This window comes from Terrabacter sp. 2RAF25, from assembly GCF_052115265.1.
GTDB lineage: Bacteria > Actinomycetota > Actinomycetes > Actinomycetales > Dermatophilaceae > Terrabacter.
Window position 1 is genome coordinate 390,260 of record NZ_JBFRGJ010000006.1, and the last position, 20,056, is coordinate 410,315.

The following is a 20,056-nucleotide window of genomic DNA, read 5'->3' on the forward strand; positions in this document are numbered from 1 at the left end:
CAACGGGGTTCAGTGACCGGTGCGCGCCAGGGCGACGAGGTCGCGCACCCCCGCGTCGGGCAGGTAGGCCCGGCTGAGCGCGAGCCCGATCCGCGGCAGGGCCGCCTCGTCGGGGAAGACGAGGTAGAGCGGGTGGTGCTCGGGCTGGAACTTGGCCTTGAACGCGAGCAGCGAGCGGAAGCCGTAGTAGGGCTCGAGCGTCTCACCGAGCCGGTCGAGGAACGCGTCGACAGTCCCGCGGTCGAGCCCGTCGTCGTTTGCCGCGCTGCGGGCCAGGGGTGCGCCTGACAGCGAGACGACGGAGCAGCCCTCGTCGCGGAAGCTCAGGCAGGCCGACGCGATGAGGAACTCCATCGAGTAGCGGAAGCCGCCCGGCAGCCGGCGCATGACGTCGAGCGTCCACCCGACCGCCGCGCCACCGACGTCGTGGATCGGCATCCAGGACGTGACACCGTGCACGGTGGACTCGCTGTCGACGGCCAGGCCCACGCGCACCGCCGGGTCCATCGCCTCGTCGACCCCGCCGAGGGTGAAGCCCATCTCCGGCAGGCCCTTGTCCTCGACCCACTCCGACGAGATGGCCTTGACCTGCATCTGCAGGCCCCGCGGCATCTGGGCGAGCGGCTGGAGGCTGAGGTGGATGCCGAGCTTGCCGGCCTGGTTGAGCGCCGTGCGCACGTCCTGCCACGCCTTGCCGACGAAGTCGAGGGTGGGCAGCTCGATGACCGCCTCCTCGGCGACCTGGAGGCTGTGCCACCCCAGCTCGCGCGCGTGCCGGCACGCCTCGGAGCTGACCGTGAAGAGACAGGGCACCAGCCCCTGGGCGTGGACCCGGTCGGAGAACTCGACGAGCAGCGCCGCGCGGTCCTCCTCGTCGGCCGCCACCGGGTCGCACAGGCCCACCGCGACGCCGGCGTGCACCCGGTACGCGACGTAGCCGGCCCGCTGCGCACTGGTGAACCACCGGTTCTCGGGCCACGTCGTCATCCAGGCGAGCCGGTTGACCGTGCCCTCCTCGCGCAGCAGCACTGTCGCCTGCTCGCGCTGGTCGTCGTCCGCTGGCGCCACGAGGCTTCCCCGCGTGCGGCGCGCGCGACGCGGGGACGGGTTGCGGAACGCGTGGCGACCGACGAGCAGCACGACGAGGCCGACGCCGTTGCCGACCGTGTCCCAGCCGGCAGCCACCAGCCCCGGCTCGCCGGTCGCGACCATCCAGCCGAAGTTGGCCAGCTGGATCCCGAGCACGAGGACGAGCAGGGCCAGCGCCCACCGCCACGCGCGCCGGCGCCCCTTGTACAGCGACCGGGCGAGCCACAGCCACAGCACGATCTGGAGGACGCCGAGCGCGAGGCTGGAGTCCGACAGCTCCTCGGCGCGGGCGTCGGCCGACAGGGTGACCGTGAACGGCCCGTCGGCGGTGGTGAAGGGGTGCAGCGCGACCTCGGCCGCCGCGACGACGAAGAAGCCCGACGCGAGCAGCCGGAAGTCCCGTCGGGTCAGCTGTCGTCTGGTGAGGGCCGGTCGGCGACCCACGAGGTAGGGCCCGAGCGCCAGCCCGACCCCGACGCTGAGAAGGTGCTCGAGGTCGGCGAGGGCACCCATGTGGATGAGGAAGAGCACCACGTACGCGACGAGCAGCGTCCGCGCGCGCCCGCGCCACGGTGGGGCCAGGGTGACCGTCGCAGCAGCCGCCGCACCGAGGAAGGCCGCCGACGGTCCGGCGTCGCGGGCATGGGCGAGCGTCGTCGTCCAGACGTAGCCGTGGTCGCGGGTGACCCAGAGGAGGCCTGCGGCTCCGAGCACCCCGGCGAGGTGGCACGCGGCCAGCGCGACGGCATACCTCCTCGTGCCCAGGCGCCACTCGGCGAACCCGCCGAAGAGCGCGAGGCCGACGATGATCGGCACGTACTGGAGGGGCCGTGCTGCGAAGAAGGCGCCGGTCAGCAGCGTCCACCAGCTGCCCGACTCGAAGGCCGGGAGGCCGTAGCCGAGGCTCGTGTGGAGGGAGCGGTCGACCAGCGGGTCCCAGAGGGTCCTGGTGACGACGGACAGGGCGAGGATCACGGCGAGGAGGGCGCTCGTGAGTGGCAGGCGCCGGATCACCGTCCAGGGACGGAGCATCCTCCCATGCTCCTCCTCGGTCGGCGCCGCGTCTGGAGACCGGAGCAGGTGACCGTCATTACTCTCGGTAGCCTCGGTCGCTCCAGCGCTCTAGGGTTGAGCACATGGAGCTCGACCACGACGTCGTCGTCATCGGGTCCGGCTTCGGCGGGTCCGTGGCAGCGCTACGACTTGCCGAGAAGGGCTACCGCGTCCACGTCTACGAGGCGGGTCGCCGCTTCGAGGACGCCGACTTCGCCCGCACCAGCTGGGACGTGCGGCGCTACCTCTGGGCGCCGCGACTGGGCCTGCTCGGCGTGCAGCGCATCCACCGGCTGCCCGACTGCCTGGTGCTCGCCGGCGCGGGGGTCGGTGGCGGCTCGCTCAACTACGCCAACACGCTCTACGTGCCGCCCGCCCCGTTCTTCCGCGATCGGCAGTGGGGCCACATCACCGACTGGCAGACCGAGCTCGCCCCGCACTACGCGACGGCCCAGCGGATGCTCGGCGTCACGGTCAACGCGTGTGAGGGCCCCGTCGAGCAGCTCATGCGCGATGCCGCGTCCGACCTCGGGGTCGGCGACACCTTCAGCAAGACGCCCGTCGGCGTGTTCTTCGGCGAACCCGGCAAGCGGGTGCCCGACCCGTACTTCGGCGGTGCGGGGCCCGACCGCACGGGGTGCACCGAGTGCGGCAACTGCATGGTGGGCTGCCGCGTCGGCGCCAAGAACACCCTGGTCAAGAACTACCTGGCGCTCGCCGAGCGACGGGGTGTCACCATCGAGCCGCTGCGCACGGTCACACGCGTGCGCCCGCTCGACCCCGCGTCCCCCGAGCACGGGTATGCCGTCACGACCGAACGCACCGGGGCGTGGGGTCGACGTCGGGCGGGCGAGCGCACCGTCACCGCCGGTCACGTCGTCGTGGCGGCCGGTGCCTGGGGCACGGCGCAGCTGCTCCAGGCGATGAAGGCCGACGCCGACGGGCTGCCGCAGGTCTCCGACCACCTCGGCGAGCTGACGCGCACCAACTCCGAGGCGCTCGGCGGGGCGATGACCTCGCGGGTGCCCGAGGGCGTCGACCTGACCCGGGGCGTCGCGATCACCTCGAGCTTCCACGTGTCCGACACGACGCACGTCGAGAACGTCCGCTACGGCAAGGGCTCCAACCTCATGGGCGCGCTCGCGGTCATGCAGGTCGACGGCGGCGGCCGGGTGCCGCGGTGGCTGCGCTTCGCCGGCGGCGCGGCCCGCCACCCGTACGTCTTCCTCCGGTCGCTGTCGTCCCGCCGGTGGAGCGAGCGCACCGTCATCGCGCTCGTCATGCAGACGAGCGACAACTCGATCACGGTCAGCCGCCGCCGCGGACTCTTCGGCTGGCGCCTGACCTCGACCCAGGGCCACGGCGAGCCCAACCCCACCTACATCCCCGAGGGCAACCGTGCGGTGCGGGCGATGGCAGAGCGCCTCGAGCGCTCGACGGGTGAGCGCGCCTGGCCGGGGTCGTCGATCGGCGAGGTGTTCGACATCCCGATGACGGCGCACTTCCTCGGCGGAGCGGTCATCTCCGACTCGCCCGAGACCGGCGTCATCGACCCGTACCAGCGGCTCTGGGGCTACCCGGGCGTCAGCGTCGCCGACGGCTCCGCGGTCTCGGCGAACCTCGGCGTCAACCCGAGCCTCACGATCACGGCCCAGGCCGAGCGCGCCTTCGCGCTGTGGCCGCCTGCCGGCGAGGTCGACCGGCGCCCGGCGCAGGGTGAGGCGTACGTCCGCCTCGACCCCGACCCCATTCCTCGATCGAGAGAACGCTCCGTCACCCCCGCCACGTGACGGACTGTTCTCTCGATCGGTGTCTGGGGCCGCGGCTCCGTTCGGCTGGGTGACGGAGTGTTCTTTCGATTGGGGGTGTGCGCGTCTCACCTGATCGAGAGAACGCTCCGTGACGCTCGACGGGTGACGGAGTGTTCTTTCGATTGGGTCAGAGCTGGGTGTTGAGGTAGGCCTGCAGCTGGTGGACGGTGCGTGAGTTCCACGTGGTCGCCCCGTCGTGCGACAGCCCGAGGTAGGACTGCAGGGCTGCCATCGACCGGCTGCCCCAGACCCCGGAGGCGGGCACGTTCACCCGCACCTGGAGCGCCCGGATCGTCGCGCTGCCCAAGGCGCCCGTACGCGTGACGCCGAGCCAGCGCTGCAGCGACGAGACGGTGGACCCGGTGAGCGACCCGCTCATGGCGATCCTCGTGCCGAGCATCCCGTTCGCGGCCTTGACGGTGAGCACCCGCAGCGCGGCGGCGTTGACGCGGGCTCGCAGGGCGGCGTCGGTGGCAACCCTGGCCGTGACCGCGCCGACCATGGCCGGGATGACCGTCGGGTCGACCGTGAGCACGATGTCGCCGCCCGCGTTGAGGAAGTTGAGGGCGCGGGTGCCCGGCGACCAGGCCTGCACGGCACGGGCCGCCCCGAGGTCGTCGCTGATCACGATGCCGCTGAACCGGAGGTCGCCGCGGATCATCCCGGTGATGACGGTGGGGGAGAAGGCGGCCGGGCGGGCGGCGTCGATGCGGCTGTAGACGGCCGAGGACACCATGAGCAGCTGGGCCCCGGCACCGACGGCGGACCGGAACGGCCCGATGTCGGGGGAGGTGCGGGTCGTCACCCGGTCGGTCACGCCTGCCGTCGTGTCGGTGTTGCCGGTCACCCGGCCGAGGCCGGGGAAGTGCTTGGCGGTCATGGCCAGGCCCGGCACCCGCATGCCACGGAGGAAGGCGGAGCCCTTGTCGGCGACCACGGCCGGCGTGTGGCCGTACTCGCGCTGGAAGGCGCCGATCGGGGCGTTCTGCCGGGCGAACGAGGCCGACACGGTGTCCATGACGGGGGCGAGGTTGACGTTGACTCCGGCGCGCCGCACCTGGCTGCCCCACAACGTGGCGCTGCGGGTCAGGCCCGCGTCGGTGAAGGTGCCCTGCGTGAGTGCCGTCGGCATCCGCGAGAACCACGGTCCCTGCAGCACCTGGACGAGGCCACCCTCCTGGTCGGAGGCGATGAGCAGCGGCACGCCCGACGTGGCGGCGTTGGTCGTCATCGAGTCGGCGCCACTGGTCAGGGCACGCACGGGCGCCGCGCCCGCCGTGGTGCGGCCGGTGAGGATGAGGTTGCCGACGTGGTAGCGGCTGACCGCGGTGCGGGTCGTCGTCGACAGGCCCTTCACCGAGCCACCGACCATGAAGAGCTGGCCGACGCGCTGGGCGGTGGTCAGACGGTTCAGGACCGCCTGCGCGGTGGCCGCGGGTGAGACGGCCGCGGGTGCCAGGGCCGCGGGTGCCAGGGACGCCGTGGACCCGGTCGCGACGAACCCGAGCGCGACGGACCCGACCGTGGACGCGGCAGATGCGGCCGGTGCGGCGCTCGCAGCGCGTGCGGCACCAGTGACCGCCGTGGCCGTGGTCGGACCGGCCAGCACGGCCGCTCCCGAGCACGCCGCGACACACATCATGGCCAGGCGTCGAGAGCCCATCACAGCCTCCTGCTCAGCCCTGTCGAGCGAACCGCTCGCCCCCACCTACGATTCTAGGTCGGGTCGGGCCGGGCAGCGCCGAACGACGCCGAACGACGCCGAACGGTGACGCCGCGCGCCCGGCACGATGAAGGGGTGAGGCCGTCACCCCTCAGAGACGGCCCCACCCCGCGGTGCGCAGGCCTTCAACCGGTCGAGAATCGGCCTGGCACCGTGCTGACAACGACAGGCATCCGTGGGGGTTACGGGCCTTGTCGTTTCTTTGCGAAGGAAGTTCACGCCCGGTCGCCGGCTGCGCGTCAGACCGCCGGCTGCGGCTCGTCGCGCCACGAACGCCACAGGGCGGCATACGCCCCGTCGGCCGCCAGCAGCTGCTCGTGCGAGCCGATCTCGCTGATGCGGCCGTCCTCGACCACGCAGACCCGGTCGGCGTCGTGGGCGGTCATGAGGCGGTGGGCGATCGCGACCACGGTGCGCCCCTGGACGACGGCTGCGAGCGAGCGCTCGAGGTGGCGTGCCGCTCGCGGGTCGAGCAGCGACGTCGCCTCGTCGAGGACGAGGGTGTGCGGGTCGGCGAGGACGAGCCGGGCCAGCGCGAGCTGCTGCGCCTGGGGCTCGGACAGCCGGTGGCCGCCCGAGCCGACGGCGGTGTCGAGCCCTTCCGGCAGCCCGACGGCCCAGCCCTTCGCGTCGACGGCCTCGAGCGCGTCGAGCAGCTGCTCGCGTGACGCCTCCGGGCGGGCCAGGCGCAGGTTGTCCTCGAGCGACCCGACGAAGACGTGGTGCTCCTGGGTCACGAGGGCGACCTGCCCGCGCAGCTGCGCGAGCTCGAGGTCGACGAGGCGTACGCCGCCCACGTCGACGCGCCCCTCGCGGGGACCGTCGATGCCTGCCATGAGCCTGCCGAGCGTCGACTTGCCGGCGCCCGAGGGGCCGACGATGGCGAGCCGCTCGCCGGGCTGGAGGTCCAGCGAGACACCGCGCAGCACGTCGCGGCCCGCGCGGTAAGAGTAGACGACGTCGTCGACCTCGAGATGGTCGTCGGTCGGCTCCTCGCCGGTCGCGGAGCGGTCGGGTGGCACGTCGGCGATGCCGATCACGCGAGCGAGCGACGTCGCCCCGACCTGGATCTCGTCGAGCCACGAGATGAGCTCGTCGAGTGGGCCGGCCATCTGCTGGACGTAGAGCGCGACCGCAGTGACGGTTCCGGCCGTCGCGATGTCCTGCGAGATGAGCCAGCCGCCCCACAGCAGGGTGACGGCGACCGGCGCGAAGAACGCGAACTCGACCGACGGGAACCAGCGCATGCGCAGGCCGAGCGTGTAGACCTCGGCGTCGTAGCACTCGCGCAACGCGTCGTCCATCCGGCGCCGGCGCCGGCTGCGCAGGCCGAGGGCGTCGACGGTGCGGGCACCGTCGGCCGACTCGGTGACGACGCCGTTGAGCACGGCATACGTCGCCCGTTCGCGCAGGTAGCCCTCGGGCGCGAGGCGTAGGTAGCGGCGCGTCGACAGCACGAGGACGGGCACACCGACGAGCACGCCGAGCGCCACGTGCCAGTCCGTGAGGAACGCCGCGAGGAGGGTGATGGCGGTGGTGACCGCGCCGACGAACATGGCGGGCACGCCGAAACGGATGACGTGCGAGAGCGCCTCGACGTCGTTCGTCGTGCGCGACACGAGGTCGCCGGTGCCGGCGCGCTCGACCGTCGACAGCGGCAGCTCGACGACCCGCCCCATGAACTGCTCACGCAGCTCGGCGAACACGGTCTCACCCATGACGAACGAGGCCCGCCGCGCGAACCACGTGACGACCGTCTGGACGACGACGGCCCCGGCGATCCAGAGCGCGAGCGAGTTGACGACGTCGAGCGACCGGCCGTGGCTGATCTCGTCGACGAGCAGGCCGATGACGCGTGGCGCGACGAGACCGGCGACGGCGGCGACGGCGTGCAGGCCGACGACGGTGGCGAGGCTGCCGCGGTGGCGGCGCAGCAGTTCGCGGGTGTGGGCCCGGACCGATGCGGTGTCGGCCACGGGAAGCGTGCGCGTGGACGGCGCTGGTGTCAGCGACATCAGTCCTCCTCTCCTCGGACGACGGTGCGTCGGTAGTCGGCGTTCTCGGCCATGAGCCGGTCGTGCGGGCCCGCAGCCGCGACCTTGCCGTCACGCAGGAACACCACGTGGTCGGCCTTGTCGAGGATGAGCGGGCTCGCCGACATCACGACGGTGGTGCGGCCCTGCCGGGCGGCGGTGAGGCGCTCGGCGATGCGGGCCTCGGTGTGGGCGTCGACGGCGCTGGTGGGCTCGACGAGCACGAGGGTGTCGGCCCCGGTGAGCAGCGCGCGGGTCAGGGCGAGCCGCTGGCGCTGGCCGCCGGAGAAGGCGCGACCGCGCTCCTCCACCTCGTTGTCGAGACCGCCGGGCAGGGCTTCGAGCACGTCGTCGCCGCTCGCGACCGACAGCGCCTCGAGGATGGTCGAGTCGTCGTGCTCGCCCCACGGGTCGAGCTCGTCACGGAGCGTCCCGGTGAACAGGCGTGGGTCGGTCTCGGACACGACGACGCGTCGACGCACCTCGGCGAGCGGAGCGTCGGCCAGGCGGGTGCCGTCCAGGCGCACGTCGGTCGTGGTGGTGCCGAAGCGCCCGAGCCGGTCGGCGAGCGCAGCCGAGTCCTCCGGCCGTGCCGACACGACCACGGTGAACCGGCCCGGCTCGACCGTCACCTGGCTCACCGGGTCGTGCAGCGGCGCGGGCCCGGTCGGGAGGGGCTGGGTCTGCGCGGCCTCGACCTGGTCGGGCTGCACCGCCAGCACCGTGGTGAGCTTGCGGGCGCCGATGTGTGCACGAGTGGCTCGGTCGACCATCTCGGTCGCGGTGCGCAGCGGGATGACGAGGAAGGCGGTGTAGCCGTAGAACGCGACGAGCTGGCCGGCGCTGATCTCTCCCTCGATGGCGAACCGTGCGCCGAGCCACACGACGACGAGCACGAAGAGCCCGGGCAGCAGCACCTGGGCCGCGTCGAGAGCCGCCTGGTAGCCGGCCACGCGGTTGCCCACCTCGCGCACCGACTGCGACTGGACGGCATACCTGCGGAGGAACGTCTGCTCGCCGCCGATGCCGCGCAGCACACGCAGGCCGGCGACGGTGTCGGCGCCGAGGCCGATGAGCTTGCCGGACTCCTCGCGCTGGGCGAGCTGGCGGGCCTGGAGCGGCCGCACGATGAAGGTGAGGCAGGCGACGAGCACCGGCACGCCGATGAGCACGACGAGTCCGAGGGGCGTCGAGGCGCTGAGCAGGATGAGGGCGACGACGACGTAGGAGACGACCGCGCCTGCGAAACGCGCGATCACGTCGTAGAGCCCGCCGATGCGCATGGCGTCGGAGCTCACCGTGGCGACGACGTCGCCGGTCGGGACGGCGCGGGTCAGCGCCTCGCCGGTGTCGGCGGCCTTGTGGCCGATGAGCTGGGCGGAGCGGAAGGCGCCCTGCATCCAGTTCATGACGGCGTAGCGGTGACGCACGGCACCGGAGAGCGCGCTGACGGTGACGAGCCCGACGAGGATGGCGCACCAGCGGAGGAGAGAGCTGCTGTCACCGCCGATGATGCCCTCGTCGATGGCCTTGCCCATCGCGGCGGGGAAGAGTGCCTGGCTGACGAGCCACACGATGCCGAAGCCGATCGCCACGACGAGGGTGCGCCACTGACCCTTGCCGACCCAGCGCAGGTATGCCGTCGGGCTGGTCAGGTCGGGCGTGCCGGGGTCGGCGTGGGGCAGCGAGATCACTTGGTTCATTTTACGTTGGGCGAGAGGGTGGTTCACGCCATTTTCCGTCGCGGTCACCGGATGACCGTAAGAGCTCCAGTGGACTTGAGGTCAAACCCCGAGGGGGTATGCCGCCGTGCCCGGAGTCGTCGCTCGCGAGTCAGTGTGTGGGATCCGAGCCCGAGCGCTCGAGGGCATCGGAGAGCTCGTCGACCTCGAGGGTGCCGGAGTCGACGCGACGGTTGCGGTAGGCCGCCCGCCCGACGAGGTGGGCCGACACGGGGGAGGTGAAGAACTGCGTCGCCGCGAGCAGCACGAGCGTCGTGAGGGCTGCCCAGGTGCGCAGGGTCAGGGCGAGGCCCGCGAGGATGAGGATGAGGCCGAGCGTCTGCGGCTTCGTGGCCGCGTGCAACCGGGAGAGGGTGTCGGGGAAGCGCAGCAGGCCGATGGCGCCGGCGAGGCAGAGGAACGAGCCGAGGAGCAGGCACACGGCGCCGGCGGCGTCGAGCACGGCGGTGAGGGTCGTCATTGCTGCTCCCGGGTCTGGCGCTGGACCTCGTCCGGCTGGTCGGGACGGTCGGGCTCGTGGGTCTCGCCGGTCTCCTGGGTCTCGCCGGCCTCGTCGGTGTCGCCCGTGTCGCCCGTGTCGTCGGTGTCGTCGGTGTCGTCGGTGTCGCGGGACATGAAGCGGGTGACGGCGACGCCGCCGACGAAGCCGACCAGCCCGAGCACCATGAGCAGCGGCAGGTAGGTCGAGGTGCCCTGGCGCGCCGACTCGAGGGCGACCCCGGCGATGACGATGACGAGCAGGATCTCGGCGGCGATGATGCGGTCGAGGTTGCTCGGGCCGCGGAACAGGCGGACGAGCACCAGGGCGGCCGCCGCGCCGAGCATCGCCAGGGCGAGGGTGAGGACGATGGTCACGGCTGCTCCTCCCGGCTGTCGTGGTCGTGGGCGGGGGTTTCGCCAGTGGTGTCGTCGGCGCCCTCGTGACGCTGCGACCTGCTCTGTGACTCTGGGCGGTCGGTGGCAGGCGGCGTCGGCCACGCAGACCCGGTCTCGAGCGACTCGATCTCCTCGCGGGAGCCGAAGGTGCGCACGACGCGCCGCTCGATGGCGAGCACGTGGACGCGCTGTGCCTCGATGGCGGCCGGGTCGTGGACGTCGAGCAGGTGCAGGTAGAGGACCGAGGTCGAACGGCGCGCGTCGACGACGACGGAGCCGGGCACGAGCGCCACCAGCTCGGCGGTGATGGTCAGGTAGAAGTCGGAGCGCGACCGCAGCTGCACCTCGATGACCGCGTTGCGCGGCTGCTTGGTGCCGAAGGCGAGGAGCATGACCTGCCACGAGGCGACGAAGAGGTCTGCGACGAACCGCACGATGAGCCAGGCCAGTCGGTGCGGGCGCAGGCGTCCCTCGAACTCGATCGAGGGGAGTGGGAAGGCGTACGTCACGACGAGGCCGACGAGCACGCCGTTGACGATGTTGCCCCACGTGACGCGGTCCCACAGCAGTACCCAGGACAGGGCGATGGCGGCGACCGCGCGCGGCTGCAGCACGCGTCGGCGGCGGCGGGGCGACTCGGGCTGCGGGGAGGTTGTGGCCAGTCGGGTCTCGGTCATCAGCGTACGTCCTGGGGCAGCACGCTGGTGACGTAGGGGTCGCGGCGGGCGAGGTCGCTCGCCGCCCGCTGCGTGTAGGCGTAGAGCGGCCCGGCCACGACGGTGATGGACAGTCCCACGGCGGTCATGGCCGCGGTCGCCCCCAGCATCGTGCGGGGCAGGGTGCGCGGGGAGGCATCCACGACGACGGCCGTCGCGGGGTCGGTGGCCGGCTCGACGTCGAGCGTTCCGGCCTGCAGGGCCGCTGCGGTCGCGGTGGCGTGCGGGGCGTCGGCGAGCGTGCGCCAGAACGCCTGGCTCCAGACCTTCGCGAGGGCGTAGAGGGTGAGCAGGCTCGTGACGATGCCGCCGACGACGAGCAGCCAGGCGAGCGGTGTGCCCAGGGCGATGCCGGCGTGGAGCAGGCCGATCTTGGCGAGGAAGCCCGACATCGGCGGGATGCCCGAGAGGTTCATCGCCGAGACGAAGAACAGGATCGCGAGCACGGGCGAGGCCACGGCGAGCCCGCCCAGGCGGTCGAGCGAGGTCGTGCCCCCGAGCCGTTCGACGAGTCCGGTGATGAGGAAGAGCGCGGTCTGGATGGTGATGTGGTGCGCGACGTAGAAGATGGCGCCGGCGGTGCCCTCGGGTGTGGCCAGGGCGATGCCGAAGATCATGTAGCCGATGTGGCTGACCAGCGTGAACGACAGGATCCTCTTCAGGCCCGACTGCGACACGGCGCCGAGGATGCCGATGACCATGGTCAGCAGCGCCGCCCACATGAGCAGGCCCTGCAGGGGGGAGTCGGGGAAGAGCAGCGTCTGGACGCGGATGATCGCGTAGACGCCGACCTTGGTGAGCAGACCGGCGAACACCGCCGTGACCGGTGCCGGCGCGGTGGGGTAGCTGTCGGGCAGCCACGCCGACATGGGGAAGATCGCCGCCTTGATCGCGAACGCCGTGAGCAGGCAGAGCTGGAGCACGAGGGCCACGCCCGGGGCGAGGTCGCCGATGCGGATCGAGAGCTGGGCCAGGTTGACGGTGCCGGTGGCGGCGTAGACGGCGGCGATGCCGACGAGGAAGAGCGCCGAGCTGAGCAGGCTGACGACGACATACGTGGTGCCGGCGTGGATGCGGGACGCGGCGCCGCCCACCGTGATGAGGACGTAGGAGCTGAAGAGCAGGATCTCGAAGCCGACGAAGAGGTTGAAGAGGTCGCCGGCGAGGAAGGCGTTGGAGACGCCCGCCGACAGCACGAGGTAGGTCGGGTGGAAGATCGTGAGGGGGGTCTCGCTCTCGTTCTCCTCCTTGCTGTCGGCCTGTCCCTGGCCGATGGCGAAGACGAGCACGAGCAGCGTGACGATGCCGGACACGAGCAGCATGAGCGCGCTGAGCCGGTCGGCGACCAACGAGATGCCGAGCGGCTCCTGCCACGCGCCGAGCCAGAGCACCTGCGGGCCGCGCACGTCGGTCTGCCACACGAGCACGCCGGCGACCGCGACGACCGCGGCGAGCACGGCGATGCTCACGCCGCGCTGGAGGCGCGGGGACCGCCGGAAGGCGAGCGTCAGGGCCGCGCCGAGGAGCGGCAGGAGCACCGGCAGGGGCACGAGGTTGGGCACGGGGAAGTCGGTCATGTCGGCTCGCTCGCTCCGCCGTGCGGGCTGGTGGTTTCGCCGGCCAGCTCGTCGGACGTCGTCGTCGAGGTCTCGGAGGGGTCGTAGGTCGAGGACGTCTGGTCCTCGAGGGCCAGCCTCTGTATGCGGGCGTCCTCGGCGTCGTCGGGCACGTCGTCGGTGCCCGAGACCTGCCAGAGCCGATAGGACAGCGCGAGGAGGAAGCCGATGGTGGCCAGCGAGATGACGATCGCGGTGAGCACCATGGCCTGCGGGAGCGGGTCGCTGATCGCCGCGGGGTCCTCGTCGACGAACGGGGCCCGCCCCGCGCGCCCGCTGATGACGAGGTAGAGCACGGCGACCCCGTTGCCGATGAGCACCATGCCGAGCAGCACGCGCACGAGGCTGCGGTCGAGGGCCAGCGCCGTTCCGGTAGCCACGAGGAAGACCGTGACGAGCACGAGCGTGAGGTTGGGCTCGAGGGTCGACTCGATGAGCGTCGGCGCCAGGGCCCGTATCTGGGTCGGCACCAGGGCGGTCGCGGTCATGGGCGGGCCACCTCCGCCACGTCGTCGGCACCCTCGGCACCCTCGGCACCCTCGGCACCCTCGTCGGAGGCGTCGGAGGCGTCGGAGGCGTCGGACGTCTCGCCCGAGCCGCCGTCGGACTGCTCGTCGGCGATCTGCCGGTCGATGCCGGTGCCGAGGCTGCGCACGATGTCGAGCATCATCCCGACGACGATGAGGTAGACGCCGACGTCGAAGAACAGCGAGGTGACGAGGTGGACCTCGCCCCACGGCGGGAGCGTGAAGTCGACGGCGGTGGTCTCGAGGATCGTGCCGCCGAACGCGAGCGGGGCCAGGGCCGAGCCGACGGCGACGAGCAGACCGAGGCCGACGAGGAGTCCGGCGTCGAACGGGGCCGCCTCGTCGAGCTCGTAGCGGCCGCCGGCGAGGTAGCGCACGACGAGCGCGAGCCCGGCGACGAGGCCGCCCGCGAAACCGCCACCCGGCTGGTTGTGGCCGGCGAAGAGCAGGAAGAGCGACGCAGCCAGCATGACGTGGAAGACGAGGCGGGTGACGACCTCGAAGATGACCGAGCGCTTCTCCTGGCGCATGGTGCGGCCGCCGTGCAGCCACGTGCCACGAGCCGGGTTGCTCGAGGGGAGTGCCTTGGCGGTCGCCCGTGAGAGCCGGGTGTTGCGGGTGCGCACGAAGATGAGGCTCGCGATGCCGGTCGCCGCCGCGACGAGCACGGAGACCTCGCCGAGGGTGTCCCAGGCGCGGATGTCGACGAGCGTCACGTTGACGATGTTCTTGCCGTGGCCGAACGCGTACGCCTCCGTGGGGAAGTCGACCGACACCGGGTCAGCCGTGCGCCCGCCCGACGCGACGAGCGCGATGAGACCGACCGAGGTGCCGACGGCGACGCCCAGGGCGATCCGCCAGGTGCGTGAGGGCGAGTGCGGGTGCCTCGTGAACTTCGTCGGCAGTCGGCGCAGGGCCAGCACGAAGACGACGAGCGACACGGTCTCGACGAGCATCTGCGTGATGGCGAGGTCGGGGGCGCCGTGGAGGATGAACAGGAGCGAGACACCGTAGCCGGTGGCGCCGACGAGCATGACGGCGGTGAGGCGGCGTCGCGTGACGAGCACGAGCACGGCGGCAGCCACCATGAAGACTCCGACGACGGCCTGGCCGGGGTTGTCCCACAAGCGAATCGACGGGAACGACCCGCGAGTCGCAGCAGCGACGCCGGGCAGCGCGACGAAGACGATGAGGATCGCCGCGAGGTAGATGGGCAGCGAGCCGCGTTGGGTCACCGCCGTGGTCTCGACGGCGCCCCGGTCGACCCAGCGCAGCGTGCGCGCGAACCCGCGCTCGCCGTCGACGAGGGCCGGCACTCTCGCCTGCGCCCGACCGACCAGGTCGCGTCGGCTGAAGAGCAGCAGGCCGAGGCCGACCGAGACCAGGGACAGCATGAGGGGCACGGTGACGCCGTGCCAGAGCGACAGGGTCGCCGGCGCCTCCCCGACGGGGAACGCGACGGCATACGGCATCAGCCAGGGTGACTCGAGCGGCGAGAGCAGCCCGAGCAGCAGGCACCCGACGCCCAGCAGGAGGGGAGAGAGCACGAAGCCGGGGTGGGCCGCCTTCACCGGCGTGGGCTCGACGCCGGGCTTCGTCGCGAAGGCGCCCCAGAGGAAGCGCGCCGTGTAGGCGACGGTGAGCGCCGAGCCGGCGACGACCCCGGCGATCGCGAGCCAGCTCCACGGTGCCGGCAGGGGCGTCGACGTCTGGACGTCCTGCCACAACGCCTCGAGGGCGCTCTCCTTCGAGACGAACCCGGCGAGCGGGATGATGCCCGCCATCGACAGGGCCGCGAGGGTGGCCGGCACCGACACCGGCAGCAGGCGCCGGCCGACGCCGGACAGCTCGCGCAGGTCGCGGGTGCCCGTGCTCTTGTCGACGACGCCGACGGTGAGGAAGAGCGTCGACTTGAAGAGGCCGTGCGCGATGACGAGGGCGAGCGCCGACAGGGCGGAGGTCTTCGTCCCGAGCCCGGCGATGGCGACGATGAAGCCGAGCTGGCTCACCGTGCCGTAGGCGAGGAGCAGCTTGATGTCGTGCTGCCGCAGGGCCCGCCAGCCGCCGACGAGCATCGTGAAGAGGCCGAGGCCGACCGTCAGCGCGTGCCAGGCGGGGGCCCCGGCGAACGCGGGTGCGAGCAGCGCCACGAGGTAGATGCCGGCCTTGACCATGGCGGCGGCGTGGAGGTACGCGCTCACGGGGGTGGGTGCGGCCATGGCCCCCGGCAGCCAGAAGTGGAACGGCACGAGCGCGGACTTCGACAGGGCCCCCACGAGCAGCAGCACGAGCGCGGCCACGGTGACGCCGTCGAGAGCCGGCGGGTCGGCGACCAGCTCGCTGATGGAGTAGGTGTGGTGCACGCCGAGGGCGATGATGCCGATGAGCATCGCCAGGCCGCCGAACGTCGTGACGATGAGCGCCTGCATCGCGGCCCGACGGTTCGTCGAGCTCGCCGGGTTGTGGCCGATGAGCAGGTAGGAGAAGACCGTCGTCAGCTCCCAGAAGACGTAGAGCACGAGCAGGTTGTCGGTGAGGACGAGCCCGAGCATCGCGCCGGCGAAGGCGGTGAACACCGACGTGAAGCGCCAGAGCGTGGGGTCGCGGTCGGAGAAGTACCACCTGCAGTAGAGCAGCACGAGCGCGCCGACGCCGGTGACGAGCAGCGCGAGCACCCACGACAGCGTGGTGAGCTGGAAGTCGAGGTCGATGCCGAGGCCGGGAACCCACGAGATGCGCTGTGTCGGAAGGTTGCCCGCGCGAACATCACCTGAGACGGAGACCAGCCACCCGAAGGAGGCAGCGGGAGCGACGGCGAGAACCAGGAAAGCCTTGGCGCGGAGCACTTTCGCGAGCCACGGCGCGACGACGGCGGCCAGCAGGTGCAAGAGCAGCAGTTGCGCCACGGCGGCCCCTCGGTCGTCGGGTGTGCGGATCGGTCCACGTCAGGTCGTGGCCCCAATCCTATGTGCTGCGACCGGTCGCTCCGACCACGGGCCGGACCGTCAGAACGTGACGAACGTGCCGCGGGCGAGGAAGAAACCGTGCCGCGACCCGCTGTCGACGCACGTGACGCCCGCCTCCTCGCTGACGCAGGCGACCGGGTCGAGCGCGGCGGTGCGTGAGCCGTAGGGCAGCTTCGGCTCGCCCCCATCGCGGATCGTGTCGGAGTTGCAGACCGGTCGTGCCCCGGACGCCTGGAGCTCGATGCGGCCGATGACCGTGGGGCCACCCGCCGGGCAGATCGACGGCAGGGGCGCTGCGACGCGCCCCGACCCGACCTCGCACGCGGCGAGGCCCTGCGCGCCGCCCAGGTGGCAGACGATGTTGCCGCTGGGGCTCTGGAAGTGGTCGGTCACCGATGCCGCGGCCGTGGCCGACTGGATGCGGGCGCGGGCCTCGGCGTACGAGTGCGGGGCGTTGCGCTGACGCCCGACGGCGAGCGCGGTCGGGACAGCGGCCGTGGTCGGCTGCGCGGCCACCGTGGGCACCGAGGTCGTCGACGGCGCCGGCGCGGCCGTCGCCGTCGTCGGCGGGTCGACGAAGACCGTCACGGTCGGCCGGCTCGACGGGGCGTCCGCGCCGCACCCCGCGACGACGGAGACGGACGTGAGCAGGACCGCGGACGCGACGAGGACGGCACGTGACGGCATACGGCCCGGGTGGCGGCGGATCGTGGACATGGCGCAGGAGTCTGGCACGGATGGGTGGCCCGGGGCAGGTCGGCGCCGAGGGGGTGACCTACCCTTGGGGCGTGTTCCGGCAGCTGCTCACCCCTCGCTGGGTCGGCATGCTCGCCGGCCTGGCGGTCGTGGTCGCCGCCTGCAGCTGGCTCGGCATGTGGCAGCTCGGGGTCGCCCGCGACTCCGGCCGGCAGGAGACGGTTGCCGCGGCCGCGGCGCTCGAGCGGGCGCCCCTGCAGCAGGTCACGGCAGCCCACAGCGACTTCCGCGCCGAGATGTCGAACCGCCCCGTCACCGTCACCGGCACGTATGCCGCCGAGCGCACCCTGCTCGTCGTCGACCGCCGCCTGGGTGGCCGGGCCGGCTCGTGGGTCGTCACCCCCCTCGAGAGCGCCGGTGGCACCGTGCCGGTGCTCCGGGGCTTCGTCGACGGAACCCCCGCCGAGGCGCCCGCCCCACCGGCTGGCGTCGTCACCGTGAGCGGCACCCTGGGCCCCGGGGAGTCGCCTCGGCCGGGCGATCCGCTGCCGGCGCCGCAGGTCCGCTCCATCGACCTCGCGACGCTCGTCAACGAGTGGCCCGGCGACCTCTACAACGCCGTCGTCCTCGCATCGGCCGAGACACCGGGATCGTCCGCGGGCGCCGACGTCTCGTCGACCGGTCTGACGCGTGTGCCACCACCACCCCTCGACGCGCCACTCAACCTGCGCAACGCCGCGTACGCCGTCCAGTGGTGGGTCTTCGGGATCTTCGCGATCTGGATGTGGTGGAAGATGTTCCGAGCAGAGCAGCAGGCGGAGGACCCCGCGGCTGCACCGAAAGACGCACCGAGAGAAGGCGCGACCACGTGAGCACGTACCCCCAGACCCTGGCCAAGCCGCAACAGATCCGGGCGGCCCTGAGGATCTACCGCATCCTCGCAACCGTGGCCGGCATCGCCCTGTTCGTGCTGCTGCTCGAGATGGTCATGAAGTACGGCTTCAAGCAGACCAACGTGCTCACGCAGTACTGGAGCCCCATCCACGGCGTCATCTACATGGCGTATGCCGCATCGGTCGCCAACCTCGGCATCAAGTCCGCGTGGGGCATGGTGCGCATCGTCAAGAACCTGCTGGCGGGCTTCGTCCCGGTCGTGCCGTGGATCGCCGAGCGCCGCAACACCATCGCCACGGAGGCTCTGCTCTCACGGGCGTACGCGGTCGGTGGCACCGAGCCCGCCTGAGCCGGGTTCGGGGGCGCCCCGGTGCCCACCGGACGGCGTCCGGAGGGCACTCGCCGGGCCGATAGGCTGGCGCCCGTGAGCGAAGCGCACCCGACCGACCTGCAGAGCCACCCCGTCCTCGTCGTCGACTTCGGCGCGCAGTACGCCCAGCTGATCGCCCGACGGGTGCGCGAGGCACAGGTCTACAGCGAGGTCGTCCCGCACTCGATGAGCGTCGCCGACATGCTCGCCAAGGAGCCGGCGGCGGTCATCCTCTCGGGCGGGCCCAGCTCGGTGTACGAGGAGGGCGCTCCCCGCCTCGACCCGGCGCTGCTCGAGGCCGGCGTGCCCGTCTTCGGCATGTGCTACGGCTTCCAGTCGATGGCCCAGGCCCTCGGTGGCACCGTCGCCCGCACCGGCGCGCGCGAGTACGGCAAGACCGACGCCGCGATCAGCGACGTCGAGTCGACCCTCTTCGCGGGACAGCCGCCGAGCCAGGTCGTGTGGATGTCGCACGGCGACTCCGTGAGCGCCGCGCCGGACGGTTTCGTGGTCACCGCGACCACCGCAGGTACGCCGGTGGCCGCGTTCGAGGACGACGAGCGGCGCCTCTACGGCGTGCAGTGGCACCCCGAGGTGCTGCACTCCGATCAGGGGCAGCGAGTGCTCGAGAACTTCCTCTGGAAGGGCGCGCACATCACGCCCGACTGGACCCCCGGGCACGTCGTCGACGACCTCGTCGAGTCGATCCGCGAGCAGGTCGGCGAGGACCGCGTGCTCTGCGCGCTCTCCGGAGGCGTCGACTCCTCCGTCGCGGCGGCCTTGGTGCAGAAGGCGATCGGCGACCAGCTGACGTGTGTCTTCGTCGACCACGGCCTCTTGCGCGAGGGCGAGGCCGAGCAGGTCGAGAAGGACTTCGTCGAGGCGACCGGCGTCGACCTGGTCGTCGTCGACGCCCGCGAGCGCTTCCTCGAGTCGCTCGCCGGGGTCACCGACCCGGAGACCAAGCGCAAGATCATCGGCGAGCAGTTCATCCGCGTCTTCGAGCAGGCGGCGCGCGACGTCGTGCACGACCGCGGCGACGAGGAGCACCCCGTCAAGTGGCTCGTCCAGGGCACGCTCTACCCCGACGTCGTCGAGTCCGGCGGCGGCGAGGGCGCGGCCAACATCAAGAGCCACCACAACGTCGGCGGCCTGCCGGACGACCTCCAGTTCTCCCTCATCGAGCCGCTGCGCTCCCTCTTCAAGGACGAGGTGCGCCAGGTCGGGCTCGAGCTCGGTGTTCCCGAGGTCATCGTCTGGCGCCAGCCGTTCCCCGGCCCCGGCCTCGGCATCCGCATCATCGGCGCCGTCGACGCCGAGCGGCTCGCGATCCTGCGCCGGGCCGACGCGATCGCCCGCGAGGAGCTGACGAGGGCCGGCCTCGACCGCGACATCTGGCAGTGCCCGGTCGTCCTGCTCGCCGACGTCCGCTCGGTCGGCGTCCAGGGCGACGGCCGCACCTACGGTCACCCCGTCGTGCTGCGTCCCGTCGCGTCCGAGGACGCGATGACCGCCGACTGGGCGCGGGTGCCCTACGACGTGCTCTCGACCATCTCGACGCGCATCACCAACGAGGTCGAAGAGGTCAACCGGGTCGTGCTCGACGTCACGAGCAAGCCGCCGGGCACCATCGAGTGGGAGTGACCCCCGCCCCCTGACCCGGTCAGAGACCGTCGGGAACTGAGCACTCGACCGGGACCCGCCATCGAGTGCACACCTTGGCGTCAGATCGTCTGCGCAACACGGATTGCGTGGAGGCAGGCGATGGGTGGAATCCCGGGGACGTACTCATTGRCTCAGCGGCAGCAGGCGTTGGGGCTGCTGGAGCAGGGGCTGTCGGTGTTGGAGGTAGCGCGTCGGATCGGGGTGGAGCGTCGCACCGTGGGCCGCTGGGCCAAGGTGGCCGGCATGACGTTACGGATCGGACCCGTTGGTGGCGTGTTC

At 72.1% G+C, this 20,056-nt stretch carries 16 protein-coding genes; 5 read left to right on the forward strand and 11 right to left on the reverse strand.

What is annotated here, in order from left to right; genetic code table 11:
* Positions 1-9: 9 nt before the first annotated feature.
* Entirely contained in the window at positions 10-2,121 is a 2,112-nt protein-coding gene (locus AB4091_RS16930) for a phosphatidylglycerol lysyltransferase domain-containing protein (protein WP_442293072.1), read from the reverse strand.
* 104 nt (positions 2,122-2,225) lie between these two features.
* On the opposite strand from AB4091_RS16930, the gene AB4091_RS16935 reads away from it, so the two are divergent.
* Positions 2,226-3,932, forward strand: a complete 1,707-nt coding sequence (locus AB4091_RS16935; protein ID WP_442293074.1) for a GMC oxidoreductase — start codon at positions 2,226-2,228, stop codon at positions 3,930-3,932.
* A 148-nt stretch (positions 3,933-4,080) separates the two neighbouring features.
* On the opposite strand, the gene AB4091_RS16940 is transcribed toward AB4091_RS16935, so the two are convergent.
* The 10 genes from AB4091_RS16940 to AB4091_RS16985 all read right to left on the reverse strand — a co-directional run bounded on the left by AB4091_RS16940 (position 4,081) and on the right by AB4091_RS16985 (position 16,869).
* Positions 4,081-5,616: a glycoside hydrolase family 3 N-terminal domain-containing protein gene (locus tag AB4091_RS16940; protein ID WP_442293076.1), complete on the reverse strand. Its 1,536-nt coding sequence runs from the start codon at positions 5,614-5,616 to the stop codon at positions 4,081-4,083.
* Between the two features lie 299 nt (positions 5,617-5,915).
* A complete protein-coding gene (locus AB4091_RS16945) occupies positions 5,916-7,691 on the reverse strand; it encodes an ABC transporter ATP-binding protein (protein WP_442293078.1) in 1,776 nt (591 codons plus the stop codon).
* Entirely contained in the window at positions 7,691-9,403 is a 1,713-nt protein-coding gene (locus tag AB4091_RS16950; protein WP_442293080.1) for an ABC transporter ATP-binding protein, read from the reverse strand. Before AB4091_RS16950 ends, AB4091_RS16945 begins: the two co-directional genes overlap by 1 nt.
* A 139-nt stretch (positions 9,404-9,542) precedes the next feature.
* Entirely contained in the window at positions 9,543-9,911 is a 369-nt protein-coding gene (mnhG, locus tag AB4091_RS16955) for a monovalent cation/H(+) antiporter subunit G (protein WP_442293082.1), read from the reverse strand.
* Complete coding sequence (locus AB4091_RS16960) at positions 9,908-10,306, reverse strand: monovalent cation/H+ antiporter complex subunit F (RefSeq protein WP_442293084.1); 399 nt, start codon at positions 10,304-10,306, stop codon at positions 9,908-9,910. The genes mnhG and AB4091_RS16960 overlap by 4 nt, the downstream gene beginning before the upstream one ends.
* Positions 10,303-11,004 carry a Na+/H+ antiporter subunit E gene (locus tag AB4091_RS16965; RefSeq protein WP_442293086.1) on the reverse strand — a complete coding sequence of 234 codons (702 nt, stop codon included), beginning with the start codon at positions 11,002-11,004 and terminating at the stop codon, positions 10,303-10,305. The genes AB4091_RS16960 and AB4091_RS16965 overlap by 4 nt, the downstream gene beginning before the upstream one ends.
* Entirely contained in the window at positions 11,004-12,620 is a 1,617-nt protein-coding gene (locus tag AB4091_RS16970) for a Na+/H+ antiporter subunit D (protein WP_442293088.1), read from the reverse strand. The genes AB4091_RS16965 and AB4091_RS16970 overlap by 1 nt, the downstream gene beginning before the upstream one ends.
* Positions 12,617-13,147 carry an NADH-quinone oxidoreductase subunit K gene (locus AB4091_RS16975; RefSeq protein WP_442293090.1) on the reverse strand — a complete coding sequence of 177 codons (531 nt, stop codon included), beginning with the start codon at positions 13,145-13,147 and terminating at the stop codon, positions 12,617-12,619. Before AB4091_RS16975 ends, AB4091_RS16970 begins: the two co-directional genes overlap by 4 nt.
* The gene (locus tag AB4091_RS16980) at positions 13,144-16,092 is read right to left on the reverse strand and encodes a Na+/H+ antiporter subunit A (protein WP_442293092.1); all 2,949 of its coding nucleotides are present in this window, start codon (positions 16,090-16,092) and stop codon (positions 13,144-13,146) included. The genes AB4091_RS16975 and AB4091_RS16980 overlap by 4 nt, the downstream gene beginning before the upstream one ends.
* 99 nt (positions 16,093-16,191) lie before the next feature.
* A complete protein-coding gene (locus tag AB4091_RS16985) occupies positions 16,192-16,869 on the reverse strand; it encodes a hypothetical protein (RefSeq protein WP_442293094.1) in 678 nt (225 codons plus the stop codon).
* 71 nt (positions 16,870-16,940) lie between these two features.
* Here AB4091_RS16985 and AB4091_RS16990 point away from each other — a divergent pair, with 71 nt between their 5' ends.
* The 4 genes from AB4091_RS16990 to AB4091_RS17005 all read left to right on the forward strand — a co-directional run.
* On the forward strand, positions 16,941-17,720 hold the full coding sequence (locus AB4091_RS16990) for an SURF1 family protein (RefSeq protein WP_442293096.1): 780 nt from the start codon (positions 16,941-16,943) through the stop codon (positions 17,718-17,720).
* Positions 17,717-18,091 carry a DUF3817 domain-containing protein gene (locus AB4091_RS16995; RefSeq protein WP_442293098.1) on the forward strand — a complete coding sequence of 125 codons (375 nt, stop codon included), beginning with the start codon at positions 17,717-17,719 and terminating at the stop codon, positions 18,089-18,091. The genes AB4091_RS16990 and AB4091_RS16995 overlap by 4 nt, the downstream gene beginning before the upstream one ends.
* A gap of 75 nt (positions 18,092-18,166) precedes the next feature.
* Positions 18,167-19,756, forward strand: a complete 1,590-nt coding sequence (gene guaA / locus AB4091_RS17000) for a glutamine-hydrolyzing GMP synthase (RefSeq protein ID WP_442293100.1) — start codon at positions 18,167-18,169, stop codon at positions 19,754-19,756.
* A gap of 120 nt (positions 19,757-19,876) precedes the next feature.
* A partial coding sequence (locus AB4091_RS17005; RefSeq protein ID WP_442293102.1) for a helix-turn-helix domain-containing protein occupies positions 19,877-20,056 on the forward strand: 180 nt, incomplete at its 3' end.